The sequence below is a fragment of the Pseudomonadota bacterium genome, assembly GCA_016711215.1.
Taxonomy (GTDB): Bacteria; Myxococcota_A; Polyangia.
In genome coordinates, this window is the sequence record JADJTL010000001.1 from 84,936 (window position 1) to 104,687 (window position 19,752).

Consider the following 19,752-nt stretch of genomic DNA (forward strand, 5'->3'; position numbering starts at 1 on the left):
CGCTCGAGCTCAGCACCCTGACCGCCGGGCAGGTGCTTGCTCGTCATCCGGCTACGACCGGAGGTGCGCTGAACGTGATAGCCGACGACGCAGGTGGAGGCCAAGCGAAGGGTGGCGAGCGCCGCTCTCCGCGCCCAGCCCGTCGGCGCGACCGCTGGGCCGCCACACCGAGGCAACGCGCGCTGCGCGGCGCCGTGCCTTCCCCGCGCCCTGGTTGACGAGCGGCGGCGCTAATGGCGGATTGCCAAAAACCGGCCGAGTTGCGACCATGCCCGCCCGTGGGTCGGCAGCGCGCGTCGCACCGGCGGCGGGTGCGCCCAACGCCCGCCCGCCGCGAGCTGCGCCGACGACGGTTGCCCCAAGAATGACGGGCTATCCCAAGGACGAAGTGGTGACGACAAAGAGCGGGCCCGAGGCCCAAGCCCTGCCGCAGGAGAGCTTCAGCTACGACGACGGGATCGTGCGCCGTTTCGTCTTGGCGACGGTCGTCTGGGGTATCGTGGGGATGACCGTCGGCTTGCTGCTGGCCTTGCAGCTCGGACTGCATCAGCTCAATTTCGGGCTGCCCTGGACGAGCTTCGGCCGCTTGCGACCGCTGCACACCAACGCGGTGATCTTCGCCTTCGCCGCCAACGGCATCTTCGCCGCCGTCTATTACTCATGCCAGCGCCTGCTCAAGGCGCGGATGTTCTCGGGCTTGCTCAGCGCGATCCACTTCTGGGGCTGGCAGGCGATCATCGTCGCGGCCGCGATCACGCTGCCGCTCGGCTATACGCAGGGCAAGGAGTACGCCGAGCTCGAGTGGCCGATCGACCTCGCGATTGCCGTCGTCTGGGTCGTGTTCGCGATCAATGTCTTCGGCACGATCGCCCGCCGCCGCGAGCGCCACCTCTACGTCGCGATCTGGTTCTACATCGCCAGCATCGTCACGGTCGCGCTGCTCCACATCTTCAACGGCCTGGCGATTCCCGCCGGTGCGCTGAAGAGCTATTCGATCTACGCGGGCGTCCAGGACGCCTTCATGCAGTGGTGGTACGGCCACAACGCCGTCGCCTTCGTCCTGACCACGCCCTTCCTCGGCATGATGTACTACTTCTTGCCCAAGGCGGCCGAGCGCCCGGTCTTCTCCTACCGGCTCTCGATCCTGCACTTCTGGACGCTGGTCTTCCTCTACATCTGGGCCGGGCCGCACCACCTGCACTACACGGCCCTGCCGAGCTGGGCCTCGACGCTGGGGATGGTCTTCTCGCTGATGCTGTGGATGCCCTCCTGGGGCGGGATGATCAACGGCCTGCTGACCCTGCGCGGCGCCTGGAACAAGGTGGCCGAGGAGCCGGTGCTGAAGTTCTACGTCGTCGCCATCACCTTCTACGGCATGTCGACCTTCGAAGGCCCGATGATGTCGATCAAGAGCGTCAACGCGCTCTCGCACTACACCGACTGGACGATCGCACACGTGCACGCGGGAGCGCTCGGTTGGGTCGGGTTCATGATCTTCGGCATGCTCTACTGGCTCGCTCCCCGCATCTTCCAGACTGAGCTCTACAGCAAGGCGCTGGCCACGACGCACTTCTGGATCGCGACGATCGGCATCGTGCTCTACGTCGTCTCGATTTGGACCGCGGGGATCACGCAGGGCCTGATGTGGCGCGCCTTCGACGAGAGCGGTCGCCTGGCCTACCCGGAGTTTGTCGAGACGGTGGTCAAGCTGCTGCCGATGTATTGGGTGCGGGCCCTTGGCGGCCTGCTCTATCTCAGCGGCGCGCTGCTGATGGGCTACAACCTGCTGCGGACCTGGCAGCGTCGCCCGGCCCAATACGCTGAGCCCAGCTACACGGCGCCCGCGCTGGCCCCCGACTTCGTCGAGCCGCCGCCGCCGCTCTCCCCGCTCGAGGCGTCGCACGCGCCCGTGGCGCAGATCGGGATCCGCCTGGAGAAGCTCTTGCTCGGCTACTGGCATCGCCGCTGGGAGGGGTTGCCGCTGCTGCTGACGGTGCTGACGGTGCTCGCGGTGGTCGTCGCCTCACTCTTCGAGATCCTGCCGACCTTCCTGATCCGATCGAACGTGCCGACGATCGCCAGCGTGCGCCCCTACACGCCGCTCGAGCTGGTAGGCCGCGACATCTACCTGCGCGAGGGCTGTTACAATTGCCACTCGCAGATGGTGCGCCCCTTTCGCGCGGAGACCGAGCGCTATGGCGAGTACAGCAAGGCCGGCGAGTTCGTCTACGACCACCCCTTTCAATGGGGCAGCCGCCGCATTGGCCCGGATCTGCACCGGGTCGGCGGCAAGTATCCGCATCTCTGGCACGTCGGGCATATGGACAATCCGCGCTCGATTCAGTCCGGCTCGATCATGCCCAGCTACGGCTGGCTGCTGCAGCACGACCTTGATTTCGGCGTGATTCAGCGGCGCGTCGACGCGATGGCGATGATCGGGGTGCCCTACGATCGGGCAGCGCTGACGCGAGCCGAGGCGCTGGCCAGGGCGCAGGCTCGTGAGCTCGCCGCCGTGGTCGTGAAGGAGGGCGGCGCGGCAGGATTGGAGGGCAAGGAGATCATCGCGCTGACGGCCTATCTGCAGCGGCTCGGCACCGACCTCAAGGCGCCGCCGCTGGCGGCCGGCGCTGCCGCTGGCGCCGGAGCGAGCCCTTGAGCCTCTCGGAGTCGGTCGCGCGCGCGGGGCTGGCGTTCTATGCCGAGGTGGCGCTGGTTATCTTCTTTGCGGTCTTCGCTGGCATCTTGCTGTATACGCTGGCGCGTCGTCATAGTGGCCGCTACGAGCGGATGCGCCGCCTGCCCCTCGAGGACGGGAACCCGCACGACCCGACGCTGCCGCTAGGAGAAGAGCCGTGAGCGCGAGCGAGTCGCAGACGCCTGCCCCGATCGATGAGAACCGGCTGCTCGGGCACGCCTACGATGGGATCGAGGAGTACGACAACCCGCTGCCCGGCTGGTGGGTCTGGCTCTTCATCGCCAGCATCGTCTTCGCGCTCGGCTACTGGGTCTTCTATCACGGTGGGGGCCCTGGGCAGTCCGAGACGGCGGGTTATGCCGAGGACATGGCGGCCTTCAACGAGCAGCAGGCGAAGTTGGCGGCGCGGGCCGGCAAGGTCGACGAGGCGCTGCTGGCGCGGCTCGCCCGCGACCCCGCGGCGATCGCTGAGAGCAAAGTGCTCTTCCTCGCGAAGTGCATGCCCTGTCATGGCACCCACGGCGAGGGGAAGATCGGCCCCAACCTCACCGACCTGCATCAGCTGCACGGCAGCGGGCGCGTCGACCTCTACCAGACGATCCGCGACGGCGTGGTGGCCAAGGGCATGATCGCCTGGGGCAAGCTGCTGCAGCCGGCCGAGCTGTTGAAGCTCACGGCCTACGTCGCGACGCTGCGCGGGACCTTCGCCGCAGACGGCAAGGCGCCGCAGGGCGACGCGGTGACGGCCTTCAGTAATCAGTGACTGAAAGGAGAGCGATGCTCGACGGGGCATCGAAGCCCCCCGGCCCATGACCAGCAAGGAACACCCCAACGCCCCCGTCCTCTCGACGCTGAACCGGGATGGCTCGCGTCGCCAGGTGCGACCGAAGCTCTCTCGGGGCCGCTTCCAGCGGCGCCGCGCGTTCGTCGGCTACGCGTTGATCGCGCTCTTCACCGCGAGCCCCTACCTGCGCCTGCACGGCCGGCCGCTGGTGCTATTGGATCTGCCGCGCCGCGAATTCACGCTCTTCGGCACGACCTTCCTGCCAACCGATTCGATGCTGCTGATGCTGCTCTTGGTCAGCATCGTCGTCAGCATCTTCCTGCTGACGGCGCTCCTCGGCCGCGTCTGGTGCGGCTGGGCCTGCCCGCAGACCGTCTACTTGGAGCTGATCTACCGCCCGATCGAGCGCTTCTTCGAGGGTAGCCCGCGGCAGCAGCGCGCGCTCGACCGTGGCCTGCCCAGTCGCCGGCGCTTGCTGAAGAACGTCGTCTTCCTCCTGCTTTCGGCCTTTCTCGCCCACACCTTCCTGGCGTACTTCGTCGGTGTCGAGCGCCTCCTGCTGTGGGTGCGGCGCTCGCCCTTCGAGCATCCGGCGGCCTTCTTGGTGATGGCGGTGACCACCGCGCTCATGTTTCTCGACTTCGCCTGGTTTCGCGAGCAGACCTGCATCGTCGCCTGTCCCTACGGGCGGCTGCAGTCGGTCCTGCTCGATCGGCAGTCGATGATCGTGGGCTATGATCTTCGCCGCGGCGAACCGCGCGGCAAGTTGAGGCGCGCAGCGGCCGCGCCGATCGTCGGGACCCCAGGCGACGCCGGGGCCGGAGACTGCATCGATTGCCGCGCCTGCGTGCAAACCTGCCCGACCGGCATCGACATCCGTGAGGGGCTGCAGCTGGAGTGCGTCGGCTGCACGCAGTGCATCGACGCCTGCGACGCGATCATGACCCGCGTGGGCAAGCCGCGCGGCCTGATTCGTTACACCTCGCAGGACGAGCTCGCGGGCCGCACGCGCCGGCTCCTGCGGCCGCGCGTCGTGATCTACCCAACGGTCCTCGCGCTGGTGGTGGGCTTGCTGGCGTTGGCGCTCGCGCGACGCCAACCGGCGGATCTCACGCTGCTACGTGCGGGTGGTCGGCCCTTCGCGTTGCTCGATGGCCCCGACGGGCGTCCTGGCGCCAGCGTCTCGAATCAGCTCCTCTTGAAGATCGTCAATCGCACGGAGCGGCCGCGGCGCTACACGATCACGCTGCTCGATGCGGCGACCGCCGAGCTGGTGGCGCCGGAGAACCCACTGGCGGTGGACGCGGGCAAGACGGGCACGATGATGGCCTTTGTCCTGGCGCCGCGCGCGCTCTTCGCCGCCGGTCCGCACGCCTTGCGGCTGCGGGTCAGCGACGGCGCAGGCTTCGTGCGAGAGCTACCCTACGCACTGCTCGGGCCGCGGGCTGCGGGCGGCGCGGCTGCGGCTGGAGCGCCACGATGAAGCGCGGTTGGCAGTGGCCGTGGATCGTCGTCGGGCTGCTGACGGCGAACGCATTGGCCGTGCTGCTCTTGATCGTCGCTGCAAGCGGTGACCCGTCGCATGCCGTCGAGCCGGACTACTACGGCAAGAGCCTGGCCTGGGATACGGAGCAGGCGAAGGCGCGCGCGGCGGAGCGCTTCGGCTGGCGGCTCGCGCTCGCGGTCGTGCCCGCCCGCCAAGCGGGCCACCGCCGCGTCGAGGTCCGGCTGGCCGATCGCCGGGGCCGCGCGCTCGCAGGTGCACGGCTGCGGCTCGAGGCGCGCCACCTCGCGCGGGCCAACGAGGTGTTGCGGAGCGCGCTGACGGCCCGTGACGGGGTTTCCTACGTCGCGACGCTGCCGCTGCGGCGCCGTGGGCTCTGGGAGCTGCGCTTGCTCGTCGAGCAGGGCGATCGGCGGCTGACGCGCCGCTTCCTGCGCGAGCTGGACACGCTGGAGCCGTCCGGGGCAGCCGCGGGCGCGGGACTCCCGCGGACAGGAGGAGAGGGATGATTGCGCTCGTGACGACGCTGGCGACGGTGGTCGGAGCCAGTCTCGTCGGTAGCCTGCACTGCGTGGGTATGTGCGGCGGCTTCGTGGCCTTCTACGCGGGCAGCGCCGCCGCAGGCACGACGCCCTGGTTGGCACACGCCGCCTACAACGGCGGCCGGCTCATGACCTATCTCCTGCTCGGGGCCGCCGGCGGCGCGCTTGGCGCGGCCGTCGACTTGGCAGGGGCAGGCTTCGATCTGCCCAGGCTCGCCGGCGCCGTGGCTGGCGTGGTGATGCTGCTTTGGGGCCTCGCGATGCTCGGCACGCTGCTCGGCGCGCGCTGGCCCGCGCTCGGATTGGCTCGGCGTCTCACCGCGCGCTTGCAGCCGCTGGTGCGCCAGCTTGGGCAGCGCTCGCCGGTGGTGCGCGCGCTGCTCCTCGGGACCCTGACGACGCTGTTGCCCTGCGGCTGGCTCTACGCCTTCGTCGTCGCCGCCGCGGGGACCGGAAGCGCCTGGCGTGGGGCGGCGCTGATGGCGGCCTTCTGGTTGGGTACCGTGCCGGCGCTGCTCGGCCTCGGGCTCGGCGTACGTCCGCTCGCCCGGCGGCTCGGCCGTGTGCTGCCCGTGCTCACCGCGCTGGCAGTGCTTGCGCTGGGCGCGCTCGCGTTGGCTGGCCGGCTGCATGCGCCCCATGCCCGTGGCGCCAAGATGCAGCGCGAGGCCTCCTGCCCCTGTCAAAGGCGCTGAGCGGAGTCCGCGGCGCAGGGTCCGCGCCGCGCTAGCCACCGCGCGACTGCGTCCACCGCACAGCGCTCCTTCGTCCACTCGACAGCGCTCGATCGTTGACCCCTCGGCCCCGGATCGACCGGCCGCGCCGACGAGGACACGACGATGAATCACGGCCGTGCGTTGCGCCGCAGTGCATGGGCTGCGGCCCTGTACTTCTTGCTGGGCTACGCGACTCCGGCCCAGGGTCGCCGGCCGGAGGCCGAGCTGGCTGCCGCCACCCGACGCCTCAACAACATCGCCGCCGGGCGACCGCATGTGCTGCTCTCGGCGATGGAGTGCGGGCGCCTCGAGCACCTGCGCGACACCCGCGGACGGCCGCTCAACGTCCAGGCCGGTGGCCAGGCGCTGGTGGTCAACGACTTCCTGACCGAGCTGCCCGCCTTCGTCGCACCGGCGGTCGCGACGCAGGTGGCGCGCGGGGAGGAGGCCGCCCACGAGGGACCACGCGTCTCCGCTGCCTTCTTGCGCTACGAGGGCCTGGCGACGCGCGGCCTCAAGCGCTTGGCGCCGCTGCAAACGATCCTGGCAGGTCAACGGGAGATGGTCGGTGTCTGGCACAGTCGCCACCCGCGCGGCGCGGCGCTGTACTTCTTTGAGCACCCGCTCTTCGCGCGGCGCACGCTGCTGGAGAACACGCCCGAGGCGAGCATCTACGCCAGTCGCGGCGGCGACCGCCAGCCGCTGGGCCAGCCGGGCGTGCCGCCCTATGCGCTGCCGTGGGAGGATGCGGCCGTCTACTCGCTCTACAATCAGGCCATCGCCGCGCTGGCGCGGCGCATCGAGCCCGACGTCTACCACGCCCACGACTATCACGCGGCCCTCGCGCCGATCTACATGGAGCGGCCGCCGGCCAGCGTGCTGACGCTGCATAATGGCGGCTATCAGGGGCTCTTCAAGACGCCCGGCTTCGGCGACCGGCGGAGCGCGTCGACCGCCGAACACCCGAGGGGCCTACCGCTTGGTGACCGCCAGCGCAACCAACGCCTGCTCGAGCTGCTGCGGCTGCCCGAGGCGACCTATCTGCGTTACTTCGAGCAGGATGGGCTGCTCAACCTGCTCAAGGGCTCGCTCGGTTGGTTGCAGGAGCACTTTGGCCTCGCGGGGATCGCGGTCAGCCCGGGCTATGCCGCCGAGCTGCGTCAGAGCCGCGACGAGATCCTCGAGCAGCTCTTTCGCGAGCAGCCCGGCGCGGCGGTCGATCCCGAGCGGGTCTTCGTGCCGAGCCACGGCCTCGAGTTCGGCAATGTCATCGGCATCACCAACGGCCTGGCCCGCACGGCGCATGCCTCCACGCATCGCGAGCTGGAGCGGGCTGGCGGCTCGGACAGGCTCGGCGATCTCCAGCACCCTGAGGTGCGTCGGGCCTTCCTCGAGCGCGACCTGCGCTTTGGCTCGGATCTCAAGAGCGCCGCGGGGCGTGAGCGCACACTCGCCTCGCTGGGCGAGCTGAAGCGCCTGCTTCAGCTCGAGGTCTTTGGTGTCGCGGCTCCGGAGCGCCCCGTGCTCGTCGTCGTCGGTCGCCTGGTCGAACAGAAGGGCCTCGGGGTGCTGCTCGACAACGTGCCCTACCTCGTCGAGCAGCACGGCGCGCAGCTCCTCGTGCTTGGCTCGGCCGGGGACGCCGCCGGCGCCGCCGATCTGCAGCAGCTCGAGGCGTTGGCGGCGCGCTATCCCGACGCCGTGAGGGTCTATCCTCGCTTCGTGACGGGGCCCTTGAACGTCCTCTCGCGGGCGGGCGCCGACTTCACGGTCTTGCCGAGTCGCTTTGAACCCTGTGGGATGACGGATATCGAGGCGGCCTGGCTCGGCGCGGTACCGGTCGCCCGGCGCACGGGCGGGCTCGGCAAGGTCCAGAGCGGCATCTATTACAGCTACACGAATGTCGCTGAGCGCGCGGGCCATGTGCGCGCGCTGCGCGCGGCGTTGGACGACGCGCTGGGCGAGTACCGCCAGCGACCGCAGGCCTTTCACGAGCGCCAGCTCGAGGGCCTGGCCCAGTCATTCTCCTGGCAGGATGCCTTCGGCGCCTACTTCACCGCCTATCGCGCGGCGGCCCAGCATCAGCTCAATGCCTTGATCGGCGGCGCGCTCGGGCAGCAGCGCCTGAACATCGCTGAGGCCGAGCGGCTTGCGCTGCCCGATCTGGCCTCGCTCTTGGTCGCCGCGCAGGGCGGCGGCCGCGCCGAGGCGCCCCGCACGCGGCGGGCAGCGCGCCTGCAGTAAGAGCAAGCTCGCTCCGCGTCAACGCTCGCGCCGCGTCAACGCCCGCTGCGGGCGCTGCGCCCGCTGCGCCCGCGCGCCCGCTGCGAGGCGTCCACCGCGATCGACGTGAGTGACGTTATACTCGCGCTCATGGCTGCACCGCCGACGACCGCGCTCGAGCGCCTCGAGCCGCGCTTGCGCGAGCTGCTGGAGCGGCTGCCGCGCGAACCCGGCGTCTACTTGCTGAAGAACCGGCAGGGGCGCGTGATCTATGTCGGCAAGGCCAAGAGCCTGCACGCCCGCGTGCATTCCTACTTCACACGCTCGGGCGACCCACGCGCCTTTGTCGGATCGCTCGCGCGCCTGCTCGGCGACGTCGAGACGCTGGTCACGCGCAACGAGAAGGAAGCCCTGCTGCTCGAGAACACCCTGATCAAGGAGCATCAGCCGCGCTTCAATGTCTTGCTGCGCGATGACAAGAGCTTCCTCGTGCTGCGCCTCGACGCACGCCTGGACTTCCCGCGGCTCGAGGTCCGGCGGCGCATCGTCGCCGACGGTGCGCGTTACTTCGGTCCCTACCATTCGGCCTCCTCCTGCCGACAGACGCTGCGCGTCGTCAATCGCTACTTTCAGCTCCGCACCTGCACCGACGAGACGATGGCCACGCGCGTGCGCGCCTGCTTGCAGCACCAGATCGGCCGTTGCCCCGCACCCTGCGTCCTCGAGGTCGATCGCGCGCAGTATCGGCAGCAGGTGGAGGAGGTGACGCTCTTTCTGCGCGGGCGCGAGCAGGAGCTCGTGGCGGGCTTGGAGCGGCGTATGCGCGCGGCCGCCGAGCGGCTCGACTTCGAGCACGCAGCGCGCGTGCGCGACCAGCTCGGCGCGGTGCGGGCCACCTTGCAGCGGCAGGAGGTGGTAGCCCAGGACCTGCTCGATCGGGACGTCTTTGGCTGCTATCGCGAGGGTGACGCGGTCGACGTCGTGGTGCTCAACGTGCGGGCGGGGCGCCTCGTCGGCCGGCGGCCGCTCTCTTTCTCCGGGCATGAGCTCCCCGACGAGGAGCTGCTCAGTGCGCTGATTGGGCGCTACTACGACGCGGGGCAGGCCCTTCCGCACGAAGTGCTGGTGCCGGTTGAGCCCGACGATCGCGAGGTCAAGCAGCAATGGCTGGCGGAGCTGGCGGGGCGCAAGGTCGAGCTGCGCGTCCCGCGGCGCGGCTTTCGCCGCGCGCTGCTCGAGTTGGCGCAGCGAAACGCGCAGAGCCACTTCGCCACGCGCCGGGCGCGCGAGGCCGATGTGGCGCAGGCGCTCGGTAAGCTGCAGCAACGCCTGCGCCTGGAGCGCCTGCCGCGCCAGATCGAATGCTACGACGTGTCGAACCTGATGGGGCAGCACGTCGTAGCGTCGATGGTGGTCATGCGCGACGGGCAGCTGGCCCCGGCGTCCTACCGTCATTTCCGCGTCGCGGCCCGCGGCGGGGATGATTATGCTGGAATCTATGAGGTGCTCGCCCGGCGGCTGCGGCGCGCACGCGACGCGGCGAGCGGCTGGGAGCTTCCCGATCTGATCGTGATCGACGGAGGCAGGGGGCAGCTCGCCGTTGCCCTGGCGGCGCTGCGCGACGCCGCGCTGCCCGCCGAGCTGGGCCCACCCGCGCTGGTTGGGCTGGCCAAGGCGCGCGTTGGTGAGGACGCTCAGGGCGCGGACCGTCCGGATCGCGTGGTGCTGCCGGCCGTCAAGGACCCGATCCGTTTGCGCCCCAACACCGCGGAGCTCTACCTGCTGTCGCGGCTACGCGATGAGGCGCACCGCGTGGCCATCGGCCACCATCGGCGCCTGCGGCAGCGCCAGGCGTTGCGTTCGGGGCTCGACGACATCCCGGAGATCGGCCCCCGGCGGCGGCGCGAGCTGCTGCGGGCGCTGGGCAGCCTCGAGCGGATTCGGCTGGCGTCGGTGAGCGAGTTGGCCGCGGTGCATGGTATGACGCAGCGTGCGGCCGAGAGCGTTGCGCGGTATCTTGCGCGCCAGGAACCCGATGTGGGCGAGCTGGGGCCACCGCCCCGGTCGATCGACCCGCACGACACCACTAAGCGTGAGTCATGAGGCAGGCGATAGCAGCAGCGGCCGAGGCGATCGCGCGCGCTGATGCGCTTTGGATCGGCGCTGGCGCGGGGATGGGTGTGGACTCGGGACTGCCGAGCTTTCGCGGCCGGGAGGGCTTCTGGCGCGAGTATCCACCCTTTGCGCGCCGCGGGTTGTCGTTTGCGCAGGTGGCCAATCCGCGCTGGTTCGAGGCCGATCCCGAGCTGGCCTGGGGTTTCTATGGCCATCGGCTGGGGCTCTATCGCGCGGGCGTGCCCCACGCGGGCTTCGGGCTGCTGCAGCAATGGGCCGCCCGGATGCGCCACGGGGCCTTCGTCTTCACCTCGAACATCGATGGTCACTTCCAGCGCGCGGGCTTCGCCGAGGAACGCGTCTTCGAGTGCCATGGCTCGCTCGGTCACCTGCAGTGCACGCAACCCTGCAGCGCGCGCTTGTGGCCCGTCAGTGACCTGCGACTCGACGTCGATAGCCAGAGCTTTCGGGCGCGTCCCCCGCTTCCGGCCTGCCCGGACTGCGGCGCGATGGCTCGCCCCAACGTCTTGATGTTCACGGACGACTACTGGGTCAGCGAGCGGTCGGACGCGCAAGAAGCGGCGCAGCTCGCGTGGCTGGCGGGACTCGACGGCGCGCGGCTGGTGCTGATCGAATGTGGCGCGGGCACGGCCGTGCCGACGGTGCGCTGGACCTCGGAGGGCGTGGCGCGCCGCTGGGGCGGTCGGTTGATTCGCATCAATCCGCGTGACGCGGCCGGCCCTGCCGACGCGATCGCGATCGAGGCTGGCGCACTCGAGGCGCTGTGCGCCCTGGCCGAGGCGCTGGGCCCAGACGCGCCCCGCCGCGGCGTCGACGAGCTCGAGCGCGACGCGCGCCCCCGCTGAGCGGCGGCGGCGGACGGGTTGGGGGCGGCGAGCCCTTAGGTCTCGGCGCGCTCCCGGTGCAGCGCCTGGCGCAGGGCCAGCGCCGCTAGCTCGGCAAAGAGCGTGAGAAAGGCCGGGCGCTCGGGGTTGACCACCGCGGGCGGTGCGACGATGCAGGCGGCGCCGAGCGGCTCGCGGGGCGTCCATAGCGGCACGAGCGCGCGCTGGTCCGCTTGCCCGTCGGCGCGCTGCCCGAGCGTCGCATCGCGGAGCGAGTCCTCGACGAGGATAAGCTGGCGCGCTTGTAGCCCGCGTTGCAACAGGCGCCGGAGCAGGTCCGGATCCCAAGGCTCACCGCCGCGCGAGAGGACCAACTTCCAGTCGCGCGTCGGCAGCTGATAGCCGATGAAGGCCTGGGTGTACCCGGTGCTCTGCTCGAGCGCGCGGATCAGCAACGCATCCAGCTCCGCCAGGGAGGTCTGCAGCAGGCAGCCGCGCGCGATCTGGTAGAGCAGTCCGAGCTGGCGCCGGTCGCGTTCGATCGTCGAGAGCCCAAGCGCCAAGGGATCGATCGGCTGCGCGGGATCGGTGGCCAGCGCCGCCAGCAGCGAACCCGCCTCGGCGAGCGTCAGTGGGCGCGTTGCGCGACGGCGCTCGGTTGGCGGCTGGGGTGCGCTCGGCAGCGACCCGACGCTGCGCAGGTCGACGGCCGCCCGGGCCAGGGGCAGGGCGGTGGCCGGCTTCGTGAGGGGTTTGACAGGGTCGGCATGCTCCGCCGTGGGGACGCGTCGCGCCGCGGGATCGATCGGGGACGCGAGCGAGGCGCGGTGCTCGAGTGAGGGAGGCGCGGGCTGGGCGGGCTGGGCGGGCTGGGCGGGCTGGGCGGGCTGGCTCACCGCGGCGGCCTGGGCCGCGGCCTGCGCTTCGACCGCCGCAGCGGGAAAGCGCAGCGTCTCGGGCTGCAGCTCGACCAGCACCCGCAGCGTGAACTTGTCGGAAAACGCGACGAGGTCGCCGGCGACGAGTTGCCGTTCCTGCACGCGCTCGCCGTTGACATAGGTGCCGTTGGCGCTGCCGAGGTCGCGCAGGCTGACGCCCTCCGGTCCCACCTCGAGCTCGGCGTGCCAGCGTGAAACCTGCGGGCTGACGAGCACGATATGGTTGCCCGCGCGCTGGCGCCCGACGCGATTGACCCCGTCTTGGAGCTCGATGCTCAGGTCGGTGCCCGGCGTCGTCGAGACGAGCCGCACGAGGCGCCGCTTGCGCTCGACGCCGCCGCCCGGCGGGGCGGAGCCGCCAACGCCCTCCAGCAGCGCATCGCCTTGGCCGACGGCCGCGCTCTCCTCGACCAGCTGGGTGTTCGGGTCGCTGCCGACGGGGGTCAGCTGGTCCGCCTCGTAGCCGGGGCCCAGCCGCTCAAGGGTCTGGCTCATGTTTTATCCCAGTTGCTGTGGGCGGCGACCTTAGCACGCGGGCGCGCGCCGGGGGCTAGGGCGCTGGCGCGCGCCTCCCGCCTTCAGGGCTGGCCGTCGCCGCTCGCATCCTGCTCGGCTTGGGCCAGGCGCAGCGCGAGCTGGTAGGCCTCGCGCTTGGGCTGGCCCTGGGCGGCCAAGGTGCGCGCGATCTGGCGCGGGGAGCAGCCGCGTTGGCGCTCGGCGGCGACCCGCTCCGCCAGCGTTGGCGCGGGGGCCCTCGGGGACGCGCCCGGTTCGGCCGGAGGCTCATCGTCTCGGGCGAGCGGCGCGCCCTCGTTGCCAGCGATCACGAGCGTGACCTCCCCGCGCTCGGACACGCCCGCCAGTGCCTCCAGCAGCTCGAGCGCGCTGCCCCGCAGCACCTGCTGGTGACGCTTCGTCATCTCGCGCAGCACGGCGACCGTGCGGTGGCCGAGCAGCGGGGCGAGCTCGCTCAGCGTGGCTGCCGTGCGCCGGCGGGCCTCGAAGACCACGGTGGTGTCGGAGCTCGCCGCAATGCGCTGCAGCGCCTCTCGTCGTCCGGGTCCCTTGCGCGGCAGGAAGCCGACGAAGCGAAAGTGCGCCGGCGGCAGGCCGGAGAGCAGCAGCGCCGTCGTGACGGCCGAGGCTCCTGGAATCACGTCGCAGGGGATGCCTTGCTCGAGGCAGGCTCGGCGCAGCAGCCAACCGGGGTCGGAGATGCCTGGCATCCCGGCCTCGGAAATCACGGCCACGCTCGCGCCGCCGCGCAAGCGCTCCAGCAGCCCGGGAATCCGCGCGCTCTCGTTGCCCTCGAAGAGGCTCAGGGTGGGGCGCCCGCTCAGACCGAGGTGGGCCAGCAGCGCCTGCGCCTTCCGCGTGTCCTCGGCGGCGATCAGCTCGACCTCGCGCAGCACGCGCACCGCCCGCAGCGTGATGTCCTCGAGGTTGCCGATCGGTGTCGCCACGAGATAGAGCCAGCCCGGCTGCACCCTGAAGCCGCGCCCGGTCGCCGCTGCCCCAGGGTCGGCCTCCCCCTCCGCGCTCATCGGGGACCGTCGTCGCGGCCCAGCGCCACGTCGACGGCGTCGCCCAGCTCGGCGCGCAGGTGATCCCGCAGGCGGTCCATCACGCGGCGCTCGATCTGGCGCGCCCGCTCGCGGGTAATGCTGTAGCGATCGCCGATCTGCTGCAGCGTCAGCGGTTCCTCGGCGATGGTCCGCAGCTCGAAGATCTCGCGCTCCCGCCCGCGCAGGGTCTCACCGAAGGCCATGACCTTGTCGCGCAGCAGGCTGCTCAGCTCGCGCTGCTCGACCTGCTGTTCAGGGCCGACGGTCGTCGCCGCCACGAAGTCGAGCCGCGTGGTGCCCGGGTCGTCGCCCGTCAAGGGTGCGTCGAGCGAGACGTCACCGCCGGCGAGGCGCTTCTGCATCATCTGCACCTCTTGCTCGGTGACGCTGAGGCGCTCGGCCAATAGCTTGGGCGTGGGGTCGTCGATGCCCAGGCGCTGCAGCGCCTCGACCTCGCGGCGCAGGTTGTAGAAGAGCGTGCGCTGACCCTGCGTCGTGCCGATCTTGACCAGCCGCCAGTTCGCGAGCACGAACTTGAGGATATAGGCGCGAATCCACCAGGCGGCGTAGGAGGAGAGCTTGACGCCGCGATAGGGGTCGAACTTCTTGACCGCGTGCATCAGCCCGACGTTGCCCTCTTGCACCAGGTCGAGCAGGTTGCGATAGGCCTTGCGATAGGAGTGGGCGATCTTCACGACCAGCCGCAGGTTGGCCGTGACCAGTTGGCGCGCGGCCTCGGCGTCGCCGTGCTCGAAGTAGCGCAGCGCGAGGGCGTGCTCCTCCTCGGCGCTGAGCAGCGGGTAGCGCCGGGTCTCATTGATATACGCCTGCAACGGGTCGCGCACGGCCAGGCTGCGCGCGCTCGGCGCGAGGGTTGCGACGACCGCGTGGTCGGGTTGCTCGTCCTCCGCGCTGTCCGAAGCGTCGTTGACGGTGAGCATCCCGGGGTGGCCGGCGCCCTCGTGGTCGGCCCCGTGGTCGCCCCCGTGGTCGCCCCCGCGGTCCGATTGGACCAGGTCGTCGGGGAGGGCGGCGAGCTCGTCGGGCGTCGGCTCGACCTGATCGAGCTCGCCCTCGTCCTCGTCACCGCCCTCGTCGGTCACCTCGCCATGCGGTCCGTTGGCCGCCGTCTGCGGCGCCTCGAGCGCCCTACCGGCGTGGACCGAACCGGGGGCGCGGCGCGCTCGCCGCTCGCGCGCGGGTCGCCCTGCCTTGTCTGCTGGACGCTCGGCCATGCGATCGTTTGTCATGCCCCACGCCAGCTCGTCAACCGAGAGCCGTCGGGGGCCGCCGCTCGGCCTTCGCGAGGCCCTCCCGCGGGATCCCCTTTGGACGCGCCGACCAAGCGCGCCTATACTTCCAGCCGTTGCCAATTGACGGCGGCGCTCGTGCGCCGCGCTGGTTGAAGTCCGATGGACGCCCTCTTCGGCGCCGCCGCCGCGCCGTTTCGCCCGGAGCTATTGATGACGCGTCACCTCAAGCCGATCGCGGTCGGCCTGGCCCTTGCTTCCGCCCTCGTGCTGACGGTGACGCGCCCCCAGGGCCCCGGCGGCCTCGGCCTGGAACCACCGCACACGGCCTCGGCCGGAGCGAGTCGTGCCGGCGCTACCGATCTGGGCGCGCTCAAGGTCTTCGAGCGGGTCCTGTTGCGCGTGACGGATAACTACGTCGAGCCCGAGCGCATTCGACCGCGCGAGATGCTGCTGGCCGCCCTGCATGGGGTCGAGCGCGATGTGGCCGAGGTGCTGGTGCGGGAGTCGAGCGATAAGTCGAAGCTCGCCGTGCGGGTGCAGGACGTCGAGCGGAGCTTCGACATCGGCCTGGTCGACAGCCCCTGGAATCTGAGCGCGGCGATGCGAACGATCTTGCGCTTCATCCAGCCGCATCTGCAGCCGAGCACCGAGCTTGGCGACGTGGAGTACGCGGCGATCAACGGCATGCTGAGCACCCTCGATCCACATAGCGTCCTGCTCGAGCCCGATATCTACAACGAGATGCGCCTCTCGACCCGCGGGGAGTTCGGCGGCCTGGGAATCGTCATCAGCATGATTCAGGGCGCGTTGACCGTGATCAAGCCGATGCCCGGCACGCCGGCCGAAGCCGTCGGGCTCAAGCCCTGCGACCAGATCCTCAAGATCGGTCAGGAGTCGACGGTCAACATGACGCTGACGCAGGCGGTCCAGCGCCTGCGCGGTGCGCCCGGCACCTCCGTGGTGATCACGATTCAGCGGCAGGGCCTGCCTCGGCCGGCGAAGAAGACGCTGCGTCGCGACGTGATCAAGGTCGACAGCGTGACCTCGCGCATGCTCGCCGGCAGCGTCGGTCATGTGGTGCTCAGCAGCTTCCAGGGCAACTCCGAGGACGACCTGCGACAGCACCTGCGCCGACTCAAGCAGCAGGGGATGAAGGCGCTGGTCCTCGACCTGCGTGACAATCCCGGCGGTCTGCTCGACCAGGCGGTGAAGATCGCCGACCTCTTCATCGAGTCCGGGACCTTGGTGACGACGGTCAGCAACGCGGGGCGGCGCCGCGAGGAAAAGCGCGCGCAGCGCGAGGATACGGAGCAGCGCTACCCGATCGCCGTGCTGGTCAACAACGGCAGCGCGTCGGCCTCCGAGATTGTCGCCGGAGCGTTGAAGCACCTCGACCGGGCGGTCGTGATTGGCCGGCGCACCTTTGGCAAGGGTTCAGTGCAGGTGCTCTACGACAACGACGACGGCTCCGCGCTCAAGCTGACGATCGCGCAGTACCTGACCCCCGGCGACATCTCGATCCAATCGGTCGGCATCACGCCGGACGTGGTGACGATGCCAGTGGTCGTACGCGAGGATTTGATCCGCCTGCGCCGCCGTGACGCGTCGCCGCGCGAGGATGGCCTCTCCCAGCACCTGACGCACTCCACGGCGCGGCGCGAGGAGGCCGCCTTCAGCGTGCGTTTCTTGCGTGAGACGCCAGAGGACGGGCACAGCGCGAACGGCGCCGGCGCGCCCGCGGCAGCGGACGGCGCGGGCAAGAGCGTTTGTCTCTTTCCGCAGCGCGAGTGTCGCCCGGAGGGCGAGAACAAGTTCGTCGAGGACTTCCAGATCAAGCTGGCGCGCCAGCTCCTTTCGCAGGCGAACGGCTGGCACCGATCCCAGCTGCTCGCGGGCGCGCCGGCGCTCTTCGCCAAGGTGCAGGCCGACGAGGATCAGCGGATCGGTCAGGCGCTGGCCCGTTACGGCGTTGATTGGAGCCTGCCGAGCGCGGCGGATGGCGGCGCGGCGGCTGGACCGGCGGGGAGCGCCCGCCTCGCCGTGCAGGTGCAGACGACGCCGGCCGGCGACGCGCTCGAGGCCTGCACGCGCGCCAAGATCAAGGTCACGGTGCGCAATGAGGGCAGCGCGCCGGCCTACCGCCTGGCGGCTCATACCGAGTCGTCCGACTTCGCCTTCCGCGAGCGCGAGCTGGTCTTCGGCCGCGTCGATCCCGGCAAGACCCGGACCTGGGTCCTGCCGATCGAGGTTCCGGATTTGCCGACGCGACTCGACGATGTGACGCTGCGCTTCGTTGACGCCGCCAAGACGACGTATCCGCCGCATCGCTTCCAGCTCGCTTTGCGGGGCGCGAGGCGTCCTGTCTTCGCCTACGCCTATCAGCTCATCGACGATCTCGAGGGTGGCAACCGTGACGGCCGCGCCCAGCGAGGCGAGCGCCTTCGGCTCTTCGTCAAGGTGCGCAACACGGGGGCCGGCGCCGCGCTGCGCGCCGTGACGACGCTGCAGAACCTCTCTGGCGTGGGGATCTTCATCCGCAAGGGCCGCTTCCTGCTCAACCGTATGGAGCCGGGCCAGATCGCCACGGCGTCGTTCACGCTCGACGTCGAGCCCGGCTTTCGGGACGACAGCTTCAAGCTCGACCTGGCGGTCTTCGACGAAGGCTTGCAGGAGGCCGTTTCGGAGAAGCTGCAGTTCGCGATCGCTCCTGCGGCTGCGCCCGAGCAGGTCGCGTCGGGCGCCGTGCGCGTGGGAGCCTCGGGGGCCGCTGTGCGTGCGTGGGGCGCGAGCGACGCGCCCTTGGTGGGCCAGGCGGCCGCGGGCACGGTGTTCCGGCTGCTGGGCCGCGACCCGCGCGGCGCCTGGGCGCGCGTCGAGGTCGGACCGGAGCGCAGTGCTTTCATCGCGAGCAAGGACGCCGCGGCCGATCCGGGTCCCGCGCGCGGTCAGTTCGACGGGCGTTGGCAGGTCACGCCGCCTCGCCTAGTGCTCAACGTGCCGGCGCTGGCGACGGAGAAGCCCTCGATGCGCATCACGGGCGAGGCTACCGACGAGACGCGCGTGACAGATATCTACGTCTTCGTGCGCAATCGCGACGCCAAGATCGAGGCGCGCAAGGTTTACTACCAGTCGAATGCGCACGCGACGGCCCCGCAGGTGCTGCGCTTCGCGGCGGAGGTGCCGCTTTGGCCGGGCGCGAACTACGTCACGGTCTTCGCCCGCGAGAACAATGAGGTCCAGACGCAACAGGTGGCTGTGATCATGCGGCGCGAAGCGGTCAGGCCGGTGGCGAAGCGGGTCGAAGGCCGCGAAGGGAAGGCCGCGCCACGATGAGCGCCGGGCGCGGCGCAGCGCGGCCGCCAGCGCGCGGCGGCGAGGGTTCTGGCCTGGACTTCGGTGGCACGCGCGCGTGGCTGGCCCTGGGCGGATCAAGGCCCGTCCTCGTCGTCTCGCAGGCGCAGCACCTCCGCGCCGCGTTCGAGCCGGTCGCGCGCCGTCACGGTTATGGCCGACCGATCGATACGGACCGCGGGCGCATCGCCTACAGGCTCGGGCTGGAGGCGCGACCGGGCGCGATCCTCTGCGATACGCGCCTGGTCGACGGTGGCGACGCGCAGGTTCGGGCGGCGGTGCGGAGCGACTTCCTGCTGCGGGAGACGCCGCTGATCGTGGCGCCCCTGGCCGAGCGCGCCCAAGGGGAGGCGGCCGCTTCCCGCTTGGCCGAAGCGCTCTTCGAGGCCCTCGACGCGGTCCTCTCCCCACGCGGAGCCTTGCTCGATGACCTGGCCTCCGGCGCTGCGCAGGCCGCGGGTTGGGTCGAGCCGATCGGCGTGGCGAACCTGCTGCGGGCGCTCGCTGCGGCGGGCTGCGCGGGCACGCTGATGCTCGAGCCCGAGCAGGGTCCGGCCGTGGCCGTCGGGTTGGCTGCAGGCCTGGTCGTGCGGGTCGAGGACAGCGGCGTGCCGGTGGAGGATCTCGGGTTGGCGCTGGTCGATCTGGTCGGACGGCGCTGGCGCTCGTTCTCCTTCACGCGCGACGGTGGCGCGCAGGCTGCCCGGCCGCTGCGCCGTGCCGAGGCCGTCGAGACGGCGATCGATCTCGCGTTGCAGCAGAACAACGCGCTCGTGCATTCGATCTTCGAGCGCGGTCTCGGCCAGGACGGGTTGGCGGTGGACGATCGGGCGCTGCTGGGCTGGGTCGCGCGGCAGCCCCCCGAGGGGCGGGTGCTCGCGGAGCAGGTGGCCGACGGGCTCGTGCCCAGCGCGCTCGACTACGGCAAGCACCCGGCGCTCCTTCGCACCTTGCTCCATGAGTTGCGGCGCGAGGCTGTGCTGCGGGTGCGCTCTGCCGCATTGGTCGGCCCCGGGGCGGGTCGCGCTGCGCCGACGGGGAGCCAGGGGCCGCTGCTCGGCGTGCGCCCGTCGTCGCGTGCGACGGGGCGGCGCTCGCGCGTCGGCCGTGCGTTGATCGTGGCCGCAGCCTGTGGGGGCACCTTGCTGGTGGCGGCGGGCGGGTACTTCCTGCTCGGGCGCTGACAGCGCGGAGCCGAGCAGCAGGGCGGGTGGGCGCTCC

The 19,752-nt window shown here is 70.9% G+C and carries 13 protein-coding genes and 1 pseudogene; 11 read left to right on the plus strand and 3 right to left on the minus strand.

The features are described from left to right. Positions 1-364: 364 nt before the first annotated feature. The 9 genes from ccoN (at position 365) to IPL40_00355 (ending at position 11,445) form a co-directional block, all read left to right on the plus strand. Positions 365-2,656 carry a cytochrome-c oxidase, cbb3-type subunit I gene (gene ccoN / locus IPL40_00315; GenBank protein ID MBK8479614.1) on the plus strand — a complete coding sequence of 764 codons (2,292 nt, stop codon included), beginning with the start codon at positions 365-367 and terminating at the stop codon, positions 2,654-2,656. Further along, positions 2,653-2,856 carry a cbb3-type cytochrome c oxidase subunit 3 gene (locus IPL40_00320; protein ID MBK8479615.1) on the plus strand — a complete coding sequence of 68 codons (204 nt, stop codon included), beginning with the start codon at positions 2,653-2,655 and terminating at the stop codon, positions 2,854-2,856. Before ccoN ends, IPL40_00320 begins: the two co-directional genes overlap by 4 nt. Beyond that, entirely contained in the window at positions 2,853-3,458 is a 606-nt protein-coding gene (locus IPL40_00325; protein ID MBK8479616.1) for a c-type cytochrome, read from the plus strand. The genes IPL40_00320 and IPL40_00325 overlap by 4 nt, the downstream gene beginning before the upstream one ends. Positions 3,459-3,504: 46 nt before the next feature. Further along, a complete protein-coding gene (gene ccoG / locus IPL40_00330) occupies positions 3,505-4,962 on the plus strand; it encodes a cytochrome c oxidase accessory protein CcoG (GenBank protein MBK8479617.1) in 1,458 nt (485 codons plus the stop codon). Further along, positions 4,959-5,492, plus strand: a complete 534-nt coding sequence (locus IPL40_00335) for a FixH family protein (GenBank protein ID MBK8479618.1) — start codon at positions 4,959-4,961, stop codon at positions 5,490-5,492. The genes ccoG and IPL40_00335 overlap by 4 nt, the downstream gene beginning before the upstream one ends. Beyond that, positions 5,489-6,220 (plus strand): sulfite exporter TauE/SafE family protein, encoded by a 732-nt coding sequence (locus IPL40_00340; GenBank protein ID MBK8479619.1) that lies wholly within the window; start codon positions 5,489-5,491, stop codon positions 6,218-6,220. Before IPL40_00335 ends, IPL40_00340 begins: the two co-directional genes overlap by 4 nt. Positions 6,221-6,364: 144 nt before the next feature. Beyond that, positions 6,365-8,485 (plus strand): glycogen/starch synthase, encoded by a 2,121-nt coding sequence (locus tag IPL40_00345; protein ID MBK8479620.1) that lies wholly within the window; start codon positions 6,365-6,367, stop codon positions 8,483-8,485. A gap of 105 nt (positions 8,486-8,590) precedes the next feature. Further along, the gene (uvrC, locus tag IPL40_00350) at positions 8,591-10,567 is read left to right on the plus strand and encodes an excinuclease ABC subunit UvrC (GenBank protein ID MBK8479621.1); all 1,977 of its coding nucleotides are present in this window, start codon (positions 8,591-8,593) and stop codon (positions 10,565-10,567) included. Continuing rightward, positions 10,564-11,445 (plus strand): NAD-dependent deacetylase, encoded by an 882-nt coding sequence (locus IPL40_00355; GenBank protein MBK8479622.1) that lies wholly within the window; start codon positions 10,564-10,566, stop codon positions 11,443-11,445. Before uvrC ends, IPL40_00355 begins: the two co-directional genes overlap by 4 nt. 980 nt (positions 11,446-12,425) lie before the next feature. Here IPL40_00355 and IPL40_00360 read toward each other — a convergent pair. The 3 genes and pseudogenes from IPL40_00360 to IPL40_00370 all read right to left on the minus strand — a co-directional run bounded on the left by IPL40_00360 (position 12,426) and on the right by IPL40_00370 (position 14,868). Further along, positions 12,426-12,737: pseudogene (locus tag IPL40_00360) on the minus strand (FHA domain-containing protein). A 203-nt stretch (positions 12,738-12,940) separates the two neighbouring features. Continuing rightward, positions 12,941-13,906: a 16S rRNA (cytidine(1402)-2'-O)-methyltransferase gene (rsmI, locus tag IPL40_00365; GenBank protein MBK8479623.1), complete on the minus strand. Its 966-nt coding sequence runs from the start codon at positions 13,904-13,906 to the stop codon at positions 12,941-12,943. After that, entirely contained in the window at positions 13,903-14,868 is a 966-nt protein-coding gene (locus IPL40_00370; protein MBK8479624.1) for an RNA polymerase factor sigma-32, read from the minus strand. The genes rsmI and IPL40_00370 overlap by 4 nt, the downstream gene beginning before the upstream one ends. Positions 14,869-15,339: 471 nt before the next feature. On the opposite strand from IPL40_00370, the gene IPL40_00375 reads away from it, so the two are divergent. Further along, complete coding sequence (locus IPL40_00375) at positions 15,340-18,513, plus strand: PDZ domain-containing protein (protein ID MBK8479625.1); 3,174 nt, start codon at positions 15,340-15,342, stop codon at positions 18,511-18,513. After that, positions 18,510-19,715, plus strand: coding sequence for a hypothetical protein (locus IPL40_00380; GenBank protein ID MBK8479626.1), 1,206 nt, complete (start codon positions 18,510-18,512; stop codon positions 19,713-19,715). Before IPL40_00375 ends, IPL40_00380 begins: the two co-directional genes overlap by 4 nt. Positions 19,716-19,752: the final 37 nt, after the last annotated feature.